14 protein-coding genes are annotated in these 16,657 nt (G+C 65.0%); 4 read left to right on the top strand and 10 right to left on the bottom strand.

Translation table 11 applies throughout. The annotated features are described in order from the left end of the window. Nucleotides 1-33: 33 nt before the first annotated feature. Together AAFG07_RS10720 and AAFG07_RS10715 are read left to right on the top strand one after the other, a co-directional pair. Nucleotides 34-1,332, top strand: a complete 1,299-nt coding sequence (locus tag AAFG07_RS10720) for a serine hydrolase domain-containing protein (protein WP_342727239.1) — start codon at nucleotides 34-36, stop codon at nucleotides 1,330-1,332. Between the two features lie 744 nt (nucleotides 1,333-2,076). After that, nucleotides 2,077-2,907, top strand: coding sequence for a hypothetical protein (locus AAFG07_RS10715; RefSeq protein WP_342727238.1), 831 nt, complete (start codon nucleotides 2,077-2,079; stop codon nucleotides 2,905-2,907). A 727-nt stretch (nucleotides 2,908-3,634) separates the two neighbouring features. On the opposite strand, the gene AAFG07_RS10710 is transcribed toward AAFG07_RS10715, so the two are convergent. Continuing rightward, entirely contained in the window at nucleotides 3,635-4,867 is a 1,233-nt protein-coding gene (locus AAFG07_RS10710; protein ID WP_342727237.1) for a rhodanese-like domain-containing protein, read from the bottom strand. Between the two features lie 247 nt (nucleotides 4,868-5,114). Here AAFG07_RS10710 and glgC point away from each other — a divergent pair, with 247 nt between their 5' ends. Both glgC and glgA read left to right on the top strand, forming a co-directional pair. Further along, nucleotides 5,115-6,377 (top strand): glucose-1-phosphate adenylyltransferase, encoded by a 1,263-nt coding sequence (gene glgC, locus AAFG07_RS10705; protein ID WP_173641338.1) that lies wholly within the window; start codon nucleotides 5,115-5,117, stop codon nucleotides 6,375-6,377. Beyond that, nucleotides 6,374-7,828 carry a glycogen synthase GlgA gene (glgA, locus tag AAFG07_RS10700; RefSeq protein WP_342727236.1) on the top strand — a complete coding sequence of 485 codons (1,455 nt, stop codon included), beginning with the start codon at nucleotides 6,374-6,376 and terminating at the stop codon, nucleotides 7,826-7,828. The genes glgC and glgA overlap by 4 nt, the downstream gene beginning before the upstream one ends. A gap of 7 nt (nucleotides 7,829-7,835) precedes the next feature. On the opposite strand, the gene AAFG07_RS10695 is transcribed toward glgA, so the two are convergent. The 9 genes from AAFG07_RS10695 to AAFG07_RS10655 form a co-directional block, all read right to left on the bottom strand. Further along, on the bottom strand, nucleotides 7,836-8,168 hold the full coding sequence (locus tag AAFG07_RS10695; protein WP_342727235.1) for a hypothetical protein: 333 nt from the start codon (nucleotides 8,166-8,168) through the stop codon (nucleotides 7,836-7,838). Nucleotides 8,169-8,319: 151 nt separating this feature from the next. Beyond that, nucleotides 8,320-9,450 (bottom strand): serine hydrolase, encoded by a 1,131-nt coding sequence (locus AAFG07_RS10690; protein WP_342727234.1) that lies wholly within the window; start codon nucleotides 9,448-9,450, stop codon nucleotides 8,320-8,322. A gap of 533 nt (nucleotides 9,451-9,983) precedes the next feature. Continuing rightward, entirely contained in the window at nucleotides 9,984-10,472 is a 489-nt protein-coding gene (locus tag AAFG07_RS10685; protein ID WP_342727233.1) for a DUF417 family protein, read from the bottom strand. A gap of 165 nt (nucleotides 10,473-10,637) precedes the next feature. Continuing rightward, nucleotides 10,638-11,855, bottom strand: coding sequence for an ABC transporter substrate-binding protein (locus AAFG07_RS10680; protein ID WP_342727232.1), 1,218 nt, complete (start codon nucleotides 11,853-11,855; stop codon nucleotides 10,638-10,640). Between the two features lie 28 nt (nucleotides 11,856-11,883). After that, nucleotides 11,884-12,858, bottom strand: a complete 975-nt coding sequence (locus tag AAFG07_RS10675) for a nitronate monooxygenase (RefSeq protein WP_342727231.1) — start codon at nucleotides 12,856-12,858, stop codon at nucleotides 11,884-11,886. A gap of 2 nt (nucleotides 12,859-12,860) precedes the next feature. Continuing rightward, the gene (locus AAFG07_RS10670; RefSeq protein WP_342727230.1) at nucleotides 12,861-13,634 is read right to left on the bottom strand and encodes a crotonase/enoyl-CoA hydratase family protein; all 774 of its coding nucleotides are present in this window, start codon (nucleotides 13,632-13,634) and stop codon (nucleotides 12,861-12,863) included. A 9-nt stretch (nucleotides 13,635-13,643) separates the two neighbouring features. Further along, nucleotides 13,644-14,435 carry an SDR family oxidoreductase gene (locus AAFG07_RS10665; protein WP_342727229.1) on the bottom strand — a complete coding sequence of 264 codons (792 nt, stop codon included), beginning with the start codon at nucleotides 14,433-14,435 and terminating at the stop codon, nucleotides 13,644-13,646. After that, nucleotides 14,432-15,982, bottom strand: coding sequence for an AMP-binding protein (locus AAFG07_RS10660; RefSeq protein ID WP_342727228.1), 1,551 nt, complete (start codon nucleotides 15,980-15,982; stop codon nucleotides 14,432-14,434). Before AAFG07_RS10660 ends, AAFG07_RS10665 begins: the two co-directional genes overlap by 4 nt. Further along, nucleotides 15,979-16,635 (bottom strand): TetR/AcrR family transcriptional regulator, encoded by a 657-nt coding sequence (locus tag AAFG07_RS10655; RefSeq protein ID WP_342727227.1) that lies wholly within the window; start codon nucleotides 16,633-16,635, stop codon nucleotides 15,979-15,981. The genes AAFG07_RS10660 and AAFG07_RS10655 overlap by 4 nt, the downstream gene beginning before the upstream one ends. Nucleotides 16,636-16,657 lie beyond the last annotated feature (22 nt).

The following is a 16,657-nucleotide window of genomic DNA, read 5'->3' as shown; positions in this document are numbered from 1 at the left end:
CGTTCAGGGCATCAGGCAGGGGCGGGCTTTTCAATGTCGTGCAAATATGATCCGGCAGCGCGGCTTGCCGTGCGGACGCTTCGTCGGGCTGCGACCGCGATCTTCTGTCTTGCACTTGTCACATCAAGCGTGGCCCGCGCCACCGATGCCCCAGCCCCGTCGCCGGAGAAGCTCGAACGCATCACCGCGTTCTTCGACAACGAGGTTGCGACAGGAAAAATTCCGGGCGCCGCCATCCTGATCCAGCAGCACGGCAAGCCGGTCTATCTCAAGACCTTCGGCTATCGCGACGTCACCACCAAATCGCCGATGCGGCCGGACACCATGTTCGCGCTGCATTCGATGACCAAGCCGATCACCAACACCGCCGCGATGATGCTGGTCGACGAAGGCAGGCTGTCGCCGCAGGATCCGCTGTCGAAATACATTCCGGCGTTCGCCGACGTGAAGGTCGGCATCGAGCCGGATGGCGGCAACGATCTCAGCAAGCTCGAGCTGGTGCCGCCGATCCGCCCGGTCACGATCGAGGACCTGATGCGGCATACCTCGGGCATCACCTACGAATATATCGGCGCCGACTGGATCCAGAAGCTCTACCGCGCAGGACATCTGTTCGACGGCAAGTTCGACAACAAGGAATTCGTGGCGCGGCTCGCCAAGCTGCCGCTGTCGCGGCAGCCGGGCACGATGTGGCGCTACGGTCATTCCACCGACGTGCTCGGTCGGGTGATCGAGATCGTCGCGGGCAAGACGCTCTATCAGTTCGAGAAGGAGCGCATCTTCGATCCCCTGAAGATGAACGACACCAGATACGTGCTCGATGCGGAGACCGAACGGACGCGGCTGGCCGAGCCGCTGCCGTCGGACACGATCCTGATCGCGGGGGAGAACGACCGGCGCGCGCTTCCGGAGTGGGAATCCGGCGGCGGCGGCCTGGTGTCGACCATCCTCGATTATGCGCGCTTCGCGCAGATGCTGCTTAACGGCGGCGAGCTCGACGGCAAGCGCTATCTCAGCCCTGCCGCCTTCAAGACCATGACGACGGACCATATCGGACCGGGCTCCGGCGTCGGCCGCGACTATTGGTACTTTCCCGGCGACGGTTTTGGCTATGGCTACGGCATCGCCGTGCGCACCGATCCCGGCATCGCCAAGCCGCCGCCGCCCGGCTCGATCGGCGAATTGAAATGGGACAGCGGCAGCGGCACCTATTTCGGCGTCGATCCGAAGCTCGACATGATCTACATCATGCTCGAGCAGACCCAGAACGAACGCCAGCGCATCACGCCGGCGTTCAGGAAGCTGGTGTACGACGCGTTTAGCCCGGACTGAGATCAGTCACTGGTTCCGTCATTGCGAGCGAAGCAATCCATTTCTCCGCAAGGGGACAGATGGATTGCTTCGTCGCTTGCGCTCCTCGCAATGACGGGGTGAAAACATCCCGCCTTACGACCTCCGCCGAACCGTCTCTTGCCTGCGCCCTGCTGCGGCCGCGATCAGGCTCGCGGTGCATTCGTTGCAGACGAACACACACTCATCGGTAAACAAGCCGATCCGTGGTTCGAGCCCGATCGCGCCATCGTCGGCGAGCCCGTCGATGACGCCAGCGCAGCACACGCATTGGTGACGTGACGCCAATTCTCGTTCCATGACGCGCCTCCGGCGCTCGCTGCTTCCCTCTCTACAGCTTTCCTCTCGCTATATACTATCGTATATATCGAGACGACAAGGCAGGCGGGTGAACAATCCGGTCGGGAACCCTGCAGACAACCATCGACCGGAGACGATCGCCTCACAATTCCTGCCTGGTCCAACCAGGTTCATTGAGGAAACGCGATCATGATAAAAAAGAAAGGCGACGCGGGATATCCGCGCGCAACGGGAGAACTGCTCAAGATCCGCCGCGCATCTCTGGAGCGTTTTCGAGCGAAGTGGATACCGGTTCGCGTGAAGAAAACGCGTCAAAATAGGAGTCTAGCGGGCGCTGCTTCCATCATCCTTGCGCTTGGCATAGCCGGCGCGGCGCACGCCGAAACGGCTCCGGTCGGGGTTCCCGACAAGAGTTTTCCGGAGAGCGTGACCTCGACCTCCGACGGCACGCTTTATGTCGGCAGCTTCAACCATGGCGGCGTGACCAAGATCTCCGGCGGCAAGGCCGAGCAACTGGTCAAACCGGGTGCCGCCGACAGCCGCTCGACCTTGGGCGTGCTCGCCGACGAGAAGAGCGGAACGCTTTATGTCTGCTCCAACGACATCAGCGCGATGGGCGTCGCGGGGCCGAGCGACGCCAAGGGCGCCTGGCTGAAGACCTTCGATCTCAAGAGCGGCGCGCCGAAGGGCAGCTTCGCCTTGAGCGATCCGAAATCGTTCTGCAACGACATCGTGGTCGGTGCCGACGGCACCGCCTATGTCAGCGATTCCTTCGCGCCGTTCGTCTACAGCCTGAAGCCCGGCGGCACGGCGCTGGCGACATTCGCGACCGATCCGCAACTCGCCCCGGCCAAGGACGGCGTCGGGCTCGACGGCATCGCGATCGGCGCCGACGGCAACCTCTATGTCACGACCTTCATCCCGGCAAAGCTGTTCAAGATCGAGATGAAGGACGGCAAGGCCGGCGCCGTGACGGAGCTGAAGCCGTCGCGGCCGCTCGATCACGCCGACGCGCTACGCGCCCATGGCGGCGGCTTCCTGCTGATCGAGGGCAACGGCAAGCTCGACAAGGTCACGGTGAAGGGCAGCGAGGCCACCATCGACACCATCAAGGATGGTCTGGCCGAGCCGGTCTCGGTGACGCTGGTCGGCGATGTCGGCTGGGTGGCCGAAGGCAAGCTGTCCTACGTGATCGGCGACAACAAGGGCAAGGACCCCGGCCCGTTCAAGCTGACGCCGGTGGCATTGCCGAAGTGAAGACCAAGAGTATCGCGATCTCGCTCCACTGACTCGTTGTACCTCTCCCGCTTGCGCGGGGAGGTCGACGCGCGACGAACGACGCAAGCGTCGTCCGGAGCGTGGCCGTAGATTCTCGTCCACCGCTGTCATCGCCCGGCCTGTGCGCAATTGCGCACATGGACCGGGCGATCCAGTACGCCGCAGCCTCTCCCTCAAGCACTACGGTCTCTGGAATACTGGATCACCCGCATGCGCGGGTGATGACACCGCGTGATGTGACGCCTTGAATCGCGAACCATCCCCATCGTCGTCCCTGCGAAAGCAGGGACCCATAACCACAAATGCCAACGGTCATGGAGCGCTCGAACGACGAATCCCCCTACAACTGTCGCCGCGGAGTATGGGTCCCTGCTTTCGCAGGGACGACAGCTTCGATGGTGGCTGCGCTATGCATTACCCGTCATCGACCGGGCGATCCAGTACGCCGCAGCCTCTCGGCTCAAACACTACGGTCTCTGGAATACTGGATCACCCGCATGCGCGGGTGATGACACTGCGGCAAGCTGAGGTGCGTCCGCACGATTTCTGAATAATAGAACAATACCGCTGAGTTGCCCGACGAGTCAAGGCGCCGTGTCCGCCGGCGGCCACCGGCTACTTTGCATGGGGTTGTTTTCGATATTTTGGCGGCGTGCCCCAGCAACTCGGCACCGATGCGGTCGCGCCGCCGTCACCATGTCATCGGCTAGATCACGTAAAACCCGTGCGTGCCGTCGCGGCGCAGCTGGTCCACCAGGCCGTACTCCCAATCGAGATAGGCCTGCATCGCCTGCTCGGCGACGCCGGTGCCTTCATAGGGACGGCGGTAACGATGCGCGGGATCGGGCCGCGGCACGACGCGCGGCGGCCCCACTTCCAGCGGACCGTCATAGCCACCGTCGAGCACATAGACCTCCCAGCCCATCTGCGCGAGCCAGGACGCCGTCATGTCGGCGCGGATATTCCGGTCGTCGGTCAGCACGATGCGGGCACCGCGCACCGGAGCGGCCATGTCGATTTCCTGCACCAGCTGGCCGCCGGCATAATGCCGGAAGCCGGCCAGATGACCGGCGGCGTACTCCTCGGCGTCGCGGACGTCGAAGCGATACAGCGTGTGGTGTGCGTCCTTTTCCAGCGCCGCGAATTCAGCCGCGGCGATGCGGCGGACGCCGGCGCGATAGGCGACGTCGCGCGCATTGTCGGCGGCACCTTCGAACGGCCCGACACCGCCGCGCTTGCCGGCGCCATGTTCGAGCTCGTGTTTCGCAAGCGTCCAGCCGATCGTGCCGTTGCGCAGCGCCCGCACCTTGTTCGGCAGCCCGGCATTGATCAGCGACTGCGCGCCGATGATCGAGCGGGTGCGGCCGGCGCAGTTGACGATGATGGTGGTGTCGGGATCGGGTGCCGCGCTCCCTGCGCGCAGCACCAACTCCGCGCCGGGCACGCTGACCGAGCCCGGGATATTCATGGTGGCGTATTCGTCGAAACGACGAACATCGAGGATCGCGATGTTGGCCTTGTCTGAAATCAACGCGGCGACCTCGTCGGCGCTCAGCGAGGGCGTGTGCCTGCGCGACTCGACGAGTTCGCCGAAGGCCTTGGCGTAGGAATTGACGTCCTCAAATACCTCGTAGCCGGCCGCCTTCCAGCTCTGCAAGCCGCCCGCGAGCGCCGCAACGTTGCTGTAGCCCAGCGCCTGCAACGCGCCGGCCGCGGCGGCGACCAGTCCCTCGCCATTGTCATAGAGAACGATCGGCACGTCCTTGCGCGGCAGTCGCAGCTCGGCTTCGAGCGCGATCCGGCCGGCCGCCATGTTGGCGGCAAACAGCGGATGGCCGGTGGCGAATTCGGCCTCGTGCCTGACATCGAGCAGCGCGATCTCCTGGCGCAACAGCAGCGTTGTGCGGATGGTTTGGGGTGTGACGGAAGAAACTGTCATGAGATGCCGGCCTTGGGCAGTAAATGCGCAGGCTTGCTCTAGGCCGAAATCGCGCGCCGTCAATAGCCTTAACCAGCCCGCAACCCCGATCTTCAGCGGCCGGGATTCGGGGAACGAAAATCCGCCATCCCGCTTTGCCCAACCGGGGCGCGCTTGCTAACGTTCCAATCGGCCCCGTTGGCGCCCGATCAGGCCTTCCGGACAAGAGAAGGTAGCGGGGCCAGCCTGAAGTTCTGGGAGGATGACCATGAGATCAGTCGGAAATGAACCATTGTCGCGTCACGCCCTCGCCTATGTGCTGGCCGGCGGACGCGGCAGCAGACTTCAGGAGCTGACCGACAGACGCGCCAAACCGGCGGTGTATTTCGGCGGCAAGTCCCGCATCATCGATTTCGCGCTGTCCAACGCCGTGAACTCAGGCATCCGCCGCATCGCGGTGGCGACCCAGTACAAGGCGCACAGCCTGATCCGGCATCTGCAAGGCGGCTGGAACTTCTTCCGCCCGGAACGAAACGAGAGCTTTGACATCCTGCCCGCAAGCCAGCGCGTCTCCGAGACCAACTGGTATCTCGGCACGGCGGACGCGGTGTACCAGAACATCGATATCCTCGAGGCGCACGGCACCAAGTACATCCTGGTGCTGGCCGGCGACCATATTTACAAGATGGACTACGAGGTGATGCTGAAGCAGCATGTCGAGAGCGGCGCCGACGTCACGGTCGGCTGCCTCGAAATGCCGCGCACCGAATCCAGCGGCTTCGGCATCATGCATGTCGACGACAACGGCCTGATCCAGTCGTTCCTGGAGAAGCCGGCCGATCCGCCGCCGATGCCCGGCAAGCCCGACAAGTCGCTCGCCAGCATGGGCATCTACGTGTTCGACTCGCAATTCCTGTTCGATGAATTGCGCCGCGATGCCGCCGATCCGAATTCCAACCATGATTTCGGCAGGGACATCATTCCCTATATCGTCAAGCACGGCCGCGCGGTGGCGCATCAGTTCAACGATTCCTGTGTCCGCTCCGGCGACGATCCCCGCTCCTACTGGCGCGACGTCGGCACCGTCGACGCCTATTGGGGCGCCAACATCGATCTCACCGACGTCGTGCCGGAGCTCGATCTCTACGACCGCGCCTGGCCGATCTGGACCTATGCCGAGATCACCCCGCCCGCCAAGTTCGTGCATGACGAGGACGGACGGCGCGGCCAGGCCGTCACCTCGCTGGTCTCGGGCGCCTGCATCATCTCGGGCGCGGCGCTGCGCCGGTCCCTGTTGTTCACCGGCGTCCACGTCAATTCCTACGCCAATGTCGAGAACGCGGTGATCATGCCCTATGTGAATGTCGGCCGCGGCGCGCGGCTCAGAAACGTCGTGATCGATCGCGGCGTGCGGATTCCGGAAGGGCTCGTGGTCGGCGAGGATCCCGAGTTCGACGGCAAGCGATTCCGCACCACCGAGAACGGGATCACGCTGATCACGCAACCGATGATCGACAGGCTCCCGACATGACGCCGATGCGCGTCCTCGCGGTCGCCTCGGAAGTCTACCCGATCGTCAAGACCGGCGGCCTCGCCGACGTGGTCGGCGCGCTGCCGGCGGCGCTGAAGCAGCACGGCGTCGCGACGCGGACGCTGGTGCCCGGCTATCCCGATGTGCTCAAGGCGCTGGCCTCCGCGGAAACGCTGCTGAACTGGGGAGAATTTTACGGCGGGCCGATCCGCGTGCTCGGCGGCACCCATGACGGCCTCGATCTCGTTGCGCTCGACGCGCCGCATCTCTATGCGCGCCCCGGCAATCCCTATCTCGGTCCCGACGGACGCGACTGGCCCGACAACGGCATCCGCTTTGCGGCGCTGTCGCGGATGGCGGCCGAAATCGGGCGGGGTGCGATCGAGAGCTTCGCCCCCGACATCGTGCACGCGCATGACTGGCAGGCCGGGCTCGCGCCGGCCTATCTGCATTATGGCGCACAACCGCGGCCGGGCACGGTGATGACCGTGCACAACCTTGCCTATCAGGGACAATTCTCGCCGGACATGCTGGCTGCGTTCGGCCTGCCGGGCGAGGCCTATTCGCTCCACGGCGTCGAATATTACGGCACCATCAGTCTCTTGAAGGCCGGCCTGCAATTCGCCGACCGCATCACCACGGTGTCGCCGACCTATGCGCAGGAGATCCAGAGCGACGAAGGCGGCATGGGGCTCGGCGGCCTGCTGCGCGAACGCTCCGACGTGCTGAGCGGCATCCTCAACGGCATCGACATCGATGTGTGGAATCCGGCCACCGATCCCGCCATCGCGGCGCGCTTCAGCGTCGGGCAAATCGCGGAGCGCGCGGCCAACAAGGCGGCGCTGCAACGGCGGTTCGGGCTCGAGCCGGCGCCGGATGCGATGCTGCTCGGCGTCATCAGCCGGCTGTCATGGCAGAAGGGTCTCGACCTGCTGCTGGAGAACATTCCGACATTGCTCGGCGAAGGCATTCAGCTCGCGCTGCTCGGCAGCGGCGATCGCGATCTGCAGGATCGCTACGCCGCGCTGGCGCGCGACAATCCCGGGCGGATCGCGGTGGTGATCGGCTATGACGAGGCGCTGGCGCATCTGATCCAGGCAGGCTCCGATGCGCTTGCGGTGCCGTCGCGGTTCGAGCCGTGCGGCCTCACCCAACTCTGCGCGCTGCGCTACGGCGCGGTCCCGATCGTTGCCAATGTCGGCGGCCTTGCCGACACCGTGCTGGGCTTCGACGAAGCCGCGGTCACCGGCAGTGCTGCGACCGGCGTCAAGTTTGCACCCGTGACCTCGGAAGCGCTCGCCCATGGCTTGCGCACAGCGAACCTGCTGTTCAACGACAAGGTGACCTGGCGCCGGCTGCAGCAGGCCGGCATGGCCACCGATGTCTCCTGGCACAATCGCGCCGGCCGCTACGCCGCGCTCTACCGCGAGCTCGCCGCCGCGCGAGGATGACGCGCGATCAATTCAACAGATCGCAGGACGCGATGCGGTTGATATCGGCCAGGCGGCGATCGGGATTGCCCTTGAGATCGAGGCTTGCGACGAGATCGAGCAGGCGGCCAAAGGCGCGGTCGGCGACCGCGACAGGCAACGGCTCCTCATCGAAGGCCTCGATGTAGTTGCCGACGAGACCGCTCAGCAGCCGGCACATCGCCCGCTGCTCGGGCTGATGCTGGCTCAAGGTCTCGAGTTTGTCCTGGAGGGTTCGGTAGGTCCGCAGGCCGTGGGGCTGCTGCGAAAGCCAAGTATGCAAATCGGGAGCGTGCAAATCAGAATTTTGTAAATCGGTCATGTCAGCCTCTTCAAGCAGGAGAAGAAGCTACCGGTTTATATAGCCGATCGCAGTTCCGCGCCATGACGATTTTTGCATGCATCCCCTGCCCGGCCGGGCAGGCCGTGTCATCGGATTGGCACGCGGCATAGCTAAAGTATCTTGGTTTTGATCAAAGTCGCGCGAGTGCCGGCAGGATCCTGTAGCGCGCGATCTCGTGCGGATAGTCGCCGCGATTGGCGAGCAGCACGATGCCGAACCGGCGCGCCGGCACCAGGCCGATATAGGCCGAGGCATTGTTGAGGCCGCCGGGCTTGTCGATGACGGTGACACCGTCCAGCCGCACATGCTCCCACGCCATCGCCTGCCCGAACGTCGCATCGACACGAAAACTCTCGCGCATGGTCACCTGCAATGCCGCGCGCAATTCGGGATCGATCACCGCGCCGTCGAGACAGGCGCGCAGCAGCATACCGAGATCGCGCGCCGACGAGAACATCTGGCCGGTGCCGGGAAAATCGTAATAGCTCTGCTGATTGCCGGGTGGGCCGATCGCCGTACCGTCATGGGAGTAGCCCTGGACCATGCGCTGCATGATCTCCGGCGCCATCGCCGCGCGATTATCCTCGCCACGATCCGGAACGAAGGTCGAGGTCATGCCGAGCGGCTTGAGGATACGGCTCTCGATCAACGTCGCGATCGGCATGCGATAGCGCTGCTCCAGCACCAGCTGCAGCAGGACATAGCCGGCATGGCTGTAGATGCGCTGCTTGCCCGGTTGCTCTCCTGTCTGGGGCGTCCAGGCATTGAGCATCGCGATGAACTGATCGCGGCTGAAGGCCTCGTTCGGCCATGGCGGATGATCGGTCGGCAGCAGCAGCCCGGATGTATGGTTGACGAGCTCGCGCACCGTGACGCGGCTGATATAGTCCCCGTGCAGCTCGGGCAGATATTGGCCGACGGGATCGTCCAGCCGCAATTCGCCGCGCTCGGTGCCGAGTGCGACCAGTGTCGCCTCGAACAGCTTGCGCAGCGAGGCGAGGTTGAACAGCGTGTCCGAGGTGACCGGCCGCTTTGCCGCAGTGTCGGCGAAGCCGTAATTGAAGAAGGCGACTCGGCCGCCGGCATAGACCGCCGCGGCCAAGCCGCCCGGATCGGCCGCGGTCGCGGTCGGCGCCAGTTCGGTCGTGACGATGTCCCTGATCTGCGCATCCATGTCGGAATCAGCCCGCGCGCCCGTCAGCACGCTGGCGGCAACGGCAAGCAGGACGGCCGCGATCCGGACGAAGAGCCATTGTCTCATGTAGAACGAATTCGCGACGATGTTTGCGATGTGACCCGCAGGTGGACCTGTTTAGCCATCGCGAGATGGCGACATCGCGACCCTAGCGGTGGAACCCACGCGTCCGAATTCACGATCGCGCGTCTTGCACCGTTACCCATTCCGGCTGGGGAACGGGCGGCCCGATCGCTGTTCCGGCGGTCAATCCCGGAACCCGCGATCGCGACCGCCCTCCCACTCCAGCCACGGCGCGGGAACTGCAATGGAACTAAAAAATGCGGGGCGCTTGAAAATACGAGAAACGCACAGCGACGGAGAGGCAATGCTGACGCTTGCCAGGCTCGCCGCCGATATGTCTGACTTCGTCACATTCCGCTCCCAACCGGGGGACGGTTTCTTACTAGCAACAATTCGTCAATCAAGGGTTGCATAGGCCCATGAGATTCGATTTGCAAGACACGGCTGCGTGCGACCGATTGTCCTGTTCCCGGTGCAGGACGCGCGCGATGCCGCGGTTAAGCATGGCTTAACTATCGAACGCGCGGCGCGCGCGCCTATCCGGTCCGCGACCGGACGATCAACCGCGGCAACGACGCCAGCAGCAGCACGAGGCAGACGCAGAGCAGCACGATGTCCTTGAACAGGAACTCGCCGGCCAGGTTCCAGGCCATCGGGTCGGTCGACAGGCTCCATTTGACCACCCCGGGTGTCGTGAAGAAGAACGACCAGGTCACCGCAAAGGTGATCACGCCCATCAATGCGCCGATCGCGGACAGGATCGGGCTGAACGCGCCGGCGGCAAGCAGCACGGCGATGCCGAACTCGGTGACGCCGAGCACATAGGCCTCGCCGCGAAGGCCGAACACCGATAGCCACGAGACGAACGGGCTGTTGCTGATGAATTGCACGATGCCTTGCGCCGACTGCAGCGTGAACTTCTGCATACCGAACGACACGAAGATCACCACCATGACCCAGCGCAGGATCGCGAGCAGACGATAAGACCCCTCGCCTTGTTCGGCGATGTTGAACGACAGATTCATGCGGATGTTTCTTCCCTCGCTGCGATGCCATCATCAGCCGCGGTTACGGCGTTGGTGGCAGGATTACGCAGCGCGCCCCGCGCGCGTTACGTGCGGGAGGACGTCACGTCCTTCACAAGGATGTGCAGACGAGGTGATCGACAGGGCCGGCGGGCGGCGGAAGCCTCAAGCCGCGGTGAACAACTTGCCGACCTTCTCGTAGGCTTCACCCTTGAACCGCATCAGCTGAAACTGCTTGATCGGCACATAGTCGCTCGGCGTGGTGTTGAGGGTGATCCCGGGAATCAGCAGCGGCGCGGCGAAGCTCTTCAGGTTGGTCGCCTGGCGCAGGATATCGGCCCGCGTCAGCTGGTCGCCACATTGCCTGATGACGTGGGCAGCGGTTGCCGCGGCGGTGTAGCCGATGGCGTAAAGGTCGTCGGCGCGATCGGCGTTCGGGACGTAGCGGTCGAGGAACGCCATGTATTGCTTCATGTCAGGCGTGTCGGCCCAGAGCGGATTGCCGGGGTCCTGTCGCGTCGCGAAGGCGAGAATGCCCTGCGCGGTCTCGAAGCCGGCGGGCTTGAGCGTCGCGCGGACCGAGGCATTGCCAGCACCGAGAAATATTTGCGGCCGCCATTCGAGCGCGGCCATCTTGCGCAATGCCTGGCTCGCCATCTTCGGGATGGTGATGAGGAACACCACGTCGGCGCCGGACAATTTGATCTGGACGATCTGGGAATCGATGGTCGGATCGCCGACCGAGTAGTTCAGCTCCGACGTGATCTGCGCGGTCCTGGCACCGAGACCGGTTTTCAGGCCTGCCAGCGTTGCCTTCCCGGCATCGTCGTTCTGATACAGCAGGCCGATCTTCGCATCGGGCATGGTGGCGGCGATGTAGCGGCCGACGACACCTCCCTCGATCTCGTAGGTCGATCCGCCGACCATGGTCCATGGATTGGCCGCCGGGTCCGACAGCTTGCTGGCGGCCGCCGCAAGGAACAGCTGCGGGACCTTGCGCGCGTTCATGTATTTCTGCACGGCGATGTTGCCCGGCGTTCCCATCGCGCCCGCAATGAACAGCACCTCGTCGCCTTCGACCAGGCGCCGTGCTGCTTCGACCGATTTCGGCGGGCTGTAGGCGTCGTCATGGTTGATGAACTTGATCTTGCGGCCGTTGATGCCTCCGCCGTCATTCAGCATGCGGAAATAGGCATCCATGGCGTTCGCAAGCACGCCGAACGACGACACCGGGCCGCTGAGCGGGCCGAACTGCCCGATGCGGATTTCCTGATCGCTGGCACCGGGATCATAGGAGGCGCCGGCAAATGCCTTGCCGCCAATGGATGCCGCGAGCCCAGCCGCTGCCGTCCCGAGCAGCGTTCGACGGCTGATCGTCTTCATCGGTTTCCTCCACTGGATTTAGGGCGCCTTATGCGGCGCCTCTTTCGAATGCCATGTGATATTGCGCGGCGATCTCGTCGACGATGTCGGCCGCTCCCGTCACCGCGCGCACGCCGGAGACCGAATGACCGGCGCTCCAGACCTCGATCCAACGCCGCGGTGCTCCCGCATCGCCCTTTCCGCCGAACTTTTCGCGCGCGCGCGCCTCCGACACGGACTCGTCGAGATTTGCCGGATCGAGACCCGCCGCAACGATCGAGGGCCGCAGCATGCTGGCCTCGAGGCCGGTGAAGGCCTTCGTCAGCATGATGTCGTCGAGCGTGCTGTCGACCAGCATTCTCCGATAGGCGTCGCTCGCCATGCTCTCGCGCGCCGCGATGAAGCGCGTTCCCATATAGGCGAGATCGCAGCCGAGCAGCCGCGTCGCCGCGAGCGCCGTGCCGTCAGTCACGCCGCCCGCGAGCACGACCGGACCGTCGAACATGGCGCGCACCGCGCGCACAAAGGCGAACGGATTGGCCCAGCCGGTCTGGCCGCCGGCACCTGCGGTGAGCAGGATCAGGCCGTCGGCGCCCGCCTCGATCGCCTTCTCGGCATGCCGCAGCGAGGCGATGTCTGCGAGCACGAGACAGCCGACATCTTGCAACGGCTGAACGGCCGCCGCCGGCGACCCCACGCTGGTGATGACCATCTCGACCTTGTGCCGGACGAGACAGGCGAGATCATCCTTGAAGCGCGGCTGGCGGATGATGAGGTTCGGGCAATGCGGCGCGGCCGGCCGGCCGAGATCGGCGACATTGCGCTCGATCTGGGTGAGCCAGGCATCGAGCTCCTCGACCGAGCGGGCGTTCGCGGTTGGAAACGCGCCGATCGCGCCGGAGCGGCAGACCGCCGTCACGAGATCGACGCCGGAGACGCGCAGCATTGGCGCCGCGATCAGCGGCAACCGAAGTCGATCCGCGATCGCAGCGGGGAGCGCGCTCCGGCGGGCAGCGGCCTGCATGATCAGCGCCCCTTCCACACCGGCTTGCGCTTCTCGGCGAATGCCTTCAGCCCCTCGGTGCGATCTTCGGATTTCAGCGCGCGTTCGGCGATCGGCCCTTGCGCGGTCCAGCCCTCTTCATCGGTCCAGTTCGCGGCCTGGAAGATGATCTCCTTCGACGCGGCGAGCGCGGTCGGGCCGTTGATAAGGAGCTCGTTGCCGAAGGCAACCGCCGCCTCGAGCGCCTGTCCGGGTTCGACGAGCCGGTTCACGAGGCCGAGGCGTTCGAAGTATTCCGCGCCCTTGAACTGCCCGGTCAGCGCCAGCTCCATGGCGACGTGATAGGGGATCCGCTTCGGCAGCCGGAACAGGCCGCCGCCGACGGCAACGACGTTGTGCCTGACTTCCGGCAGTCCCATCTTGGCGTCCCGCGCGGCGACGATGAGATCGCAGGACAGGCAGAGCTCGAGCCCGCCGCCGACGGCATAGCCCTCGACGGCTGCGATCAGCGGCTTGCGCGGCGGCCGGCGAAACAATCCGAAGCCGCCGCGTTCGGTCACGCCGCGCTCGCCGCGCGCCACCGCCTTGAGATCGGCGCCGGCCGAGAAGTTGCCGCCCGCACCGGTGATGACGCCCGCGAACAGCGCATCCTCCGCGTCGAGCAGATCCATCGCATCGCAGATGCCGCGCGCCAGCGCAGCGTTGCACGCGTTGCGCGCTTCGGGACGGTTCAGGGTGACGACGAGGATGTGGCCGCGCCGTTCGGTCAGAACGACCTGTTCACTCTCAGTGGTCATCGCTGCGCCTCACAATGCGAAGGTAAAGCCGCCATTGACCGGGTAGGTCTGGCCGGTGATCCACGCGCTCGCATCGGAGGCAAGGAACAGCACCATGTTGGCGACATCGGACGGCAGGCCCGGGCGGCGGATGACGTACTTCTCCATCATCTTCTTCTGCCGCTCGGGATCGGCCTTCAGCCGCGCCTCGATCGCGGGCGTCAGCGTCGCGGCAATCGCCACGCAGTTCGCCGTAATGTTGTGGCGGCCGAGCGAGCGCGCGACCGCACGCGTGAAGCCCGCGGCGCCCGCTTTTGCGCCCGAATAGACCTCGAGGCCCGCCTCGCCCGCGCGGCCGGCATCCGAGATGATGGTGACGATGCGGCCGGCCTTGCGCTCGATCATCTGCGGGATGCAGGCCGAGGCGCAGTTGATGACGCCGTAGAGGTTGACGCCGATGAAGCTGTTCCAGACCTCGGGGCCGGTCTCCCAGAACGGCTTGCGCGCATCGGGATCGGGGGTCGCGCCGGCGTTGCCGGCGTTGTTGACGAGAACATCGACCGGACCGAAGGCCTGCTCGGCCTTGCCGACCATCGCCTTGACCGAGGCAAGATCGGTGACGTCGGCCTGCACCGCGATCGCCTTGCCGCCGGCGGCATTGACTTCCCGCGCGACCTGCTCGGCGCGATCGAGGAAATAGTCGTTGACGACGATGCCGGCCGCGTTGTGCGCGGCGAAGTGCAGCGCGATCTGGCGCCCGACGCCCTGGCCCGCACCGGTGATCAGCGTCACCTTGCCGTTCAGATCAAGAATATCACTCATACGTTTCTCTCCCGTCCCTTCCAGTAGGGCTCGCGCAATTCGCGCTTGAGCAGCTTGCCCATGGTGTTGCGTGGCAGTTCATCGACGATCGACAGCGTCTTGGGCCGCTTGTACGAGGCAAGATGGTCGCGGCAGAAATCGAGGATCGCGGCCTCGTCCGCCGTGTGACCCGGCTTCAGCTCGCAGAACGCCTTGACCTGCTCGCCGAACTCGTCGTCGGGAATGCCGATGACAGCGACGTCCTGCACGTCCGGATGCCTGAGGATCGCGGCCTCGATCTCGGCCGGATAGATGTTGACGCCGCCAGCAATGATCATGTCCTTGGCCCGATCGGTGATGAACAGGTAGCCGTCGTCATCGAGCATCCCGACATCGCCGACGCGGAAATAGCCGTGGTCGTCGCGCGTATCGGTTCCGAGCGGCTTGCCGTTCAGGTAGGCGCTGATCGTCACCGGCGTCCTGATCCAGATCTCGCCGGACCGGTTGCGCGGCAGTTCGCGCCCCTCGGCATCGCGAATCGAGATGTCGACATGCTTGTGCGGGCGGCCGCTGGAGCCAGGCTTGCGTTCCTGCATCTCCGGCGGCAGGAAACTGATCATGCCGACTTCGGTGGCGCCGTAGCCTTCGCCAAGGACGCCCGAGCCGAAATAGCGGATGATCCAGCGCTTGAGCTCGTAAGGCACCGGCGCTGCGCCGACCGACAAGGCGCGGATCGACGATACGTCGTGAGCGTCGAGCACGTCCTTTGGCAACGCCGCGAGGCGCTTGTACATGGTGGGAACGCCGGTCCAGTTGGTGACGCGGTGCTTTGCGATCAGGCGAAGCGCGCCTTCCGGATCGAAGCGGCGCATCAGGATCACCGGATTGCCGAGTTGGATCGCACCCCAGACCTGCGACGGGCCGGCGCCATGATGCAGCGGCAGCGTCAGCAGCGAGACGCCGCCCGGTTGACCACGCCGGGTCTGCGCCACGTCGCGGAGATATTCGCTGGTGCGTTGATCCATCTGCACGCCCGGCTGCACCACCGAGACCACGCCCTTGGGCAGGCCCGTGGTGCCTGAGGTGTAGAGGATCAGCGGCGGCCGGCCGGTTGAATGCAGCGGCGGCTCGGCGGACGCTTCGAGCAGTTCGGAGAATGCGACGAAGCCAGGCGACACTGTGCCGATCGAGACCGCAAGCTTGATCGGCAGACCCTCGAATGCGGGCTTCAGCGCCGCCGGATCCTCATCGTCACAGACGATGACCTGGGCGCCGCTGTTGGACAGCACGTACTGCGTCTCCGATGGCGTCAGCCGCCAGTTCAGGCCGAGCAGCGAGCAGCGCAGCTTGCCGATCGCCTCGCTCAGGATCGGCCACTCGATCCGGATCTGGGTCCGCAACACCACGATGTCGCCGGCGACGACGCCCCTGGCCGCCAGGCCATGCGCGACGCGGTTGGCGGCATCGTTGAGCTGCGACCATGTCATCCGGTGATCGCCCTCGACGAAGGCGACATCGTCGGGGCGATTGGCAGCCCAGTATTCGACGCTGTTCGGCAGGATGCTCATTTCGCCAGCCTCCGTTCGAGCGTCGCGATGAATTGCGCGCTGACGACCTCGAGATCCAGTCCCTCCGGATCGACCAGCCACTGCGCCACCGATCCGCGCAGCGTGGCGAGGATCAACGCGCTTTCGGTCTCCGGATCGATATCGGCGCGCAACCGGCCCTCGGCCATTCCCGCCCGCAGGGCAGCGGCGATCTCGCCTCGGGTTTCGCGATTGAGTTTCGCCACGGTGGCCGTGATCGGCGGCACGGTGAGCGCGCCGGCCAGCACGGCATGAAAGGCGCGCGCCATGACAGGATTCCGCGCCGGCATCACGAAGTAGTATCGGCACGACGAGAGCAGGCTGGCGTAGCCGGTCAGCCCCGGCGCGGAGGCGCGGCGTTCGGTGATGAAGGATTCGATGATGTAGGTGCCGAGCGCCGAGATCAGATCGGCCTTGGTCTTGAAATAGTGCGACGGCAGACCGCGGCTGTAGCCGGCGCGCTCGCCGGCCTCCGCCAGCGTGATCGCCTCGAGCCCGTTTTCAGCAACGATCAGCGCGGCCGCTTCGAGGATCCGCCGCTCCGCTTCATCGCGCCGCTCAACCTGCGTCCGCCGTGACACCGACACCGGCGCGTTATCTCGCTGCTCCTGCGCGCGTCGAACTGCTCGTGCCATTCAGCTTCGCTCCCTTTGCCGT

The organism is Bradyrhizobium sp. B097 (assembly GCF_038957035.1).
In the GTDB taxonomy this organism is placed as follows: Bacteria; Pseudomonadota; Alphaproteobacteria; order Rhizobiales; family Xanthobacteraceae; genus Bradyrhizobium.
This window is presented reverse-complemented; position numbering and strand designations above follow the sequence as displayed.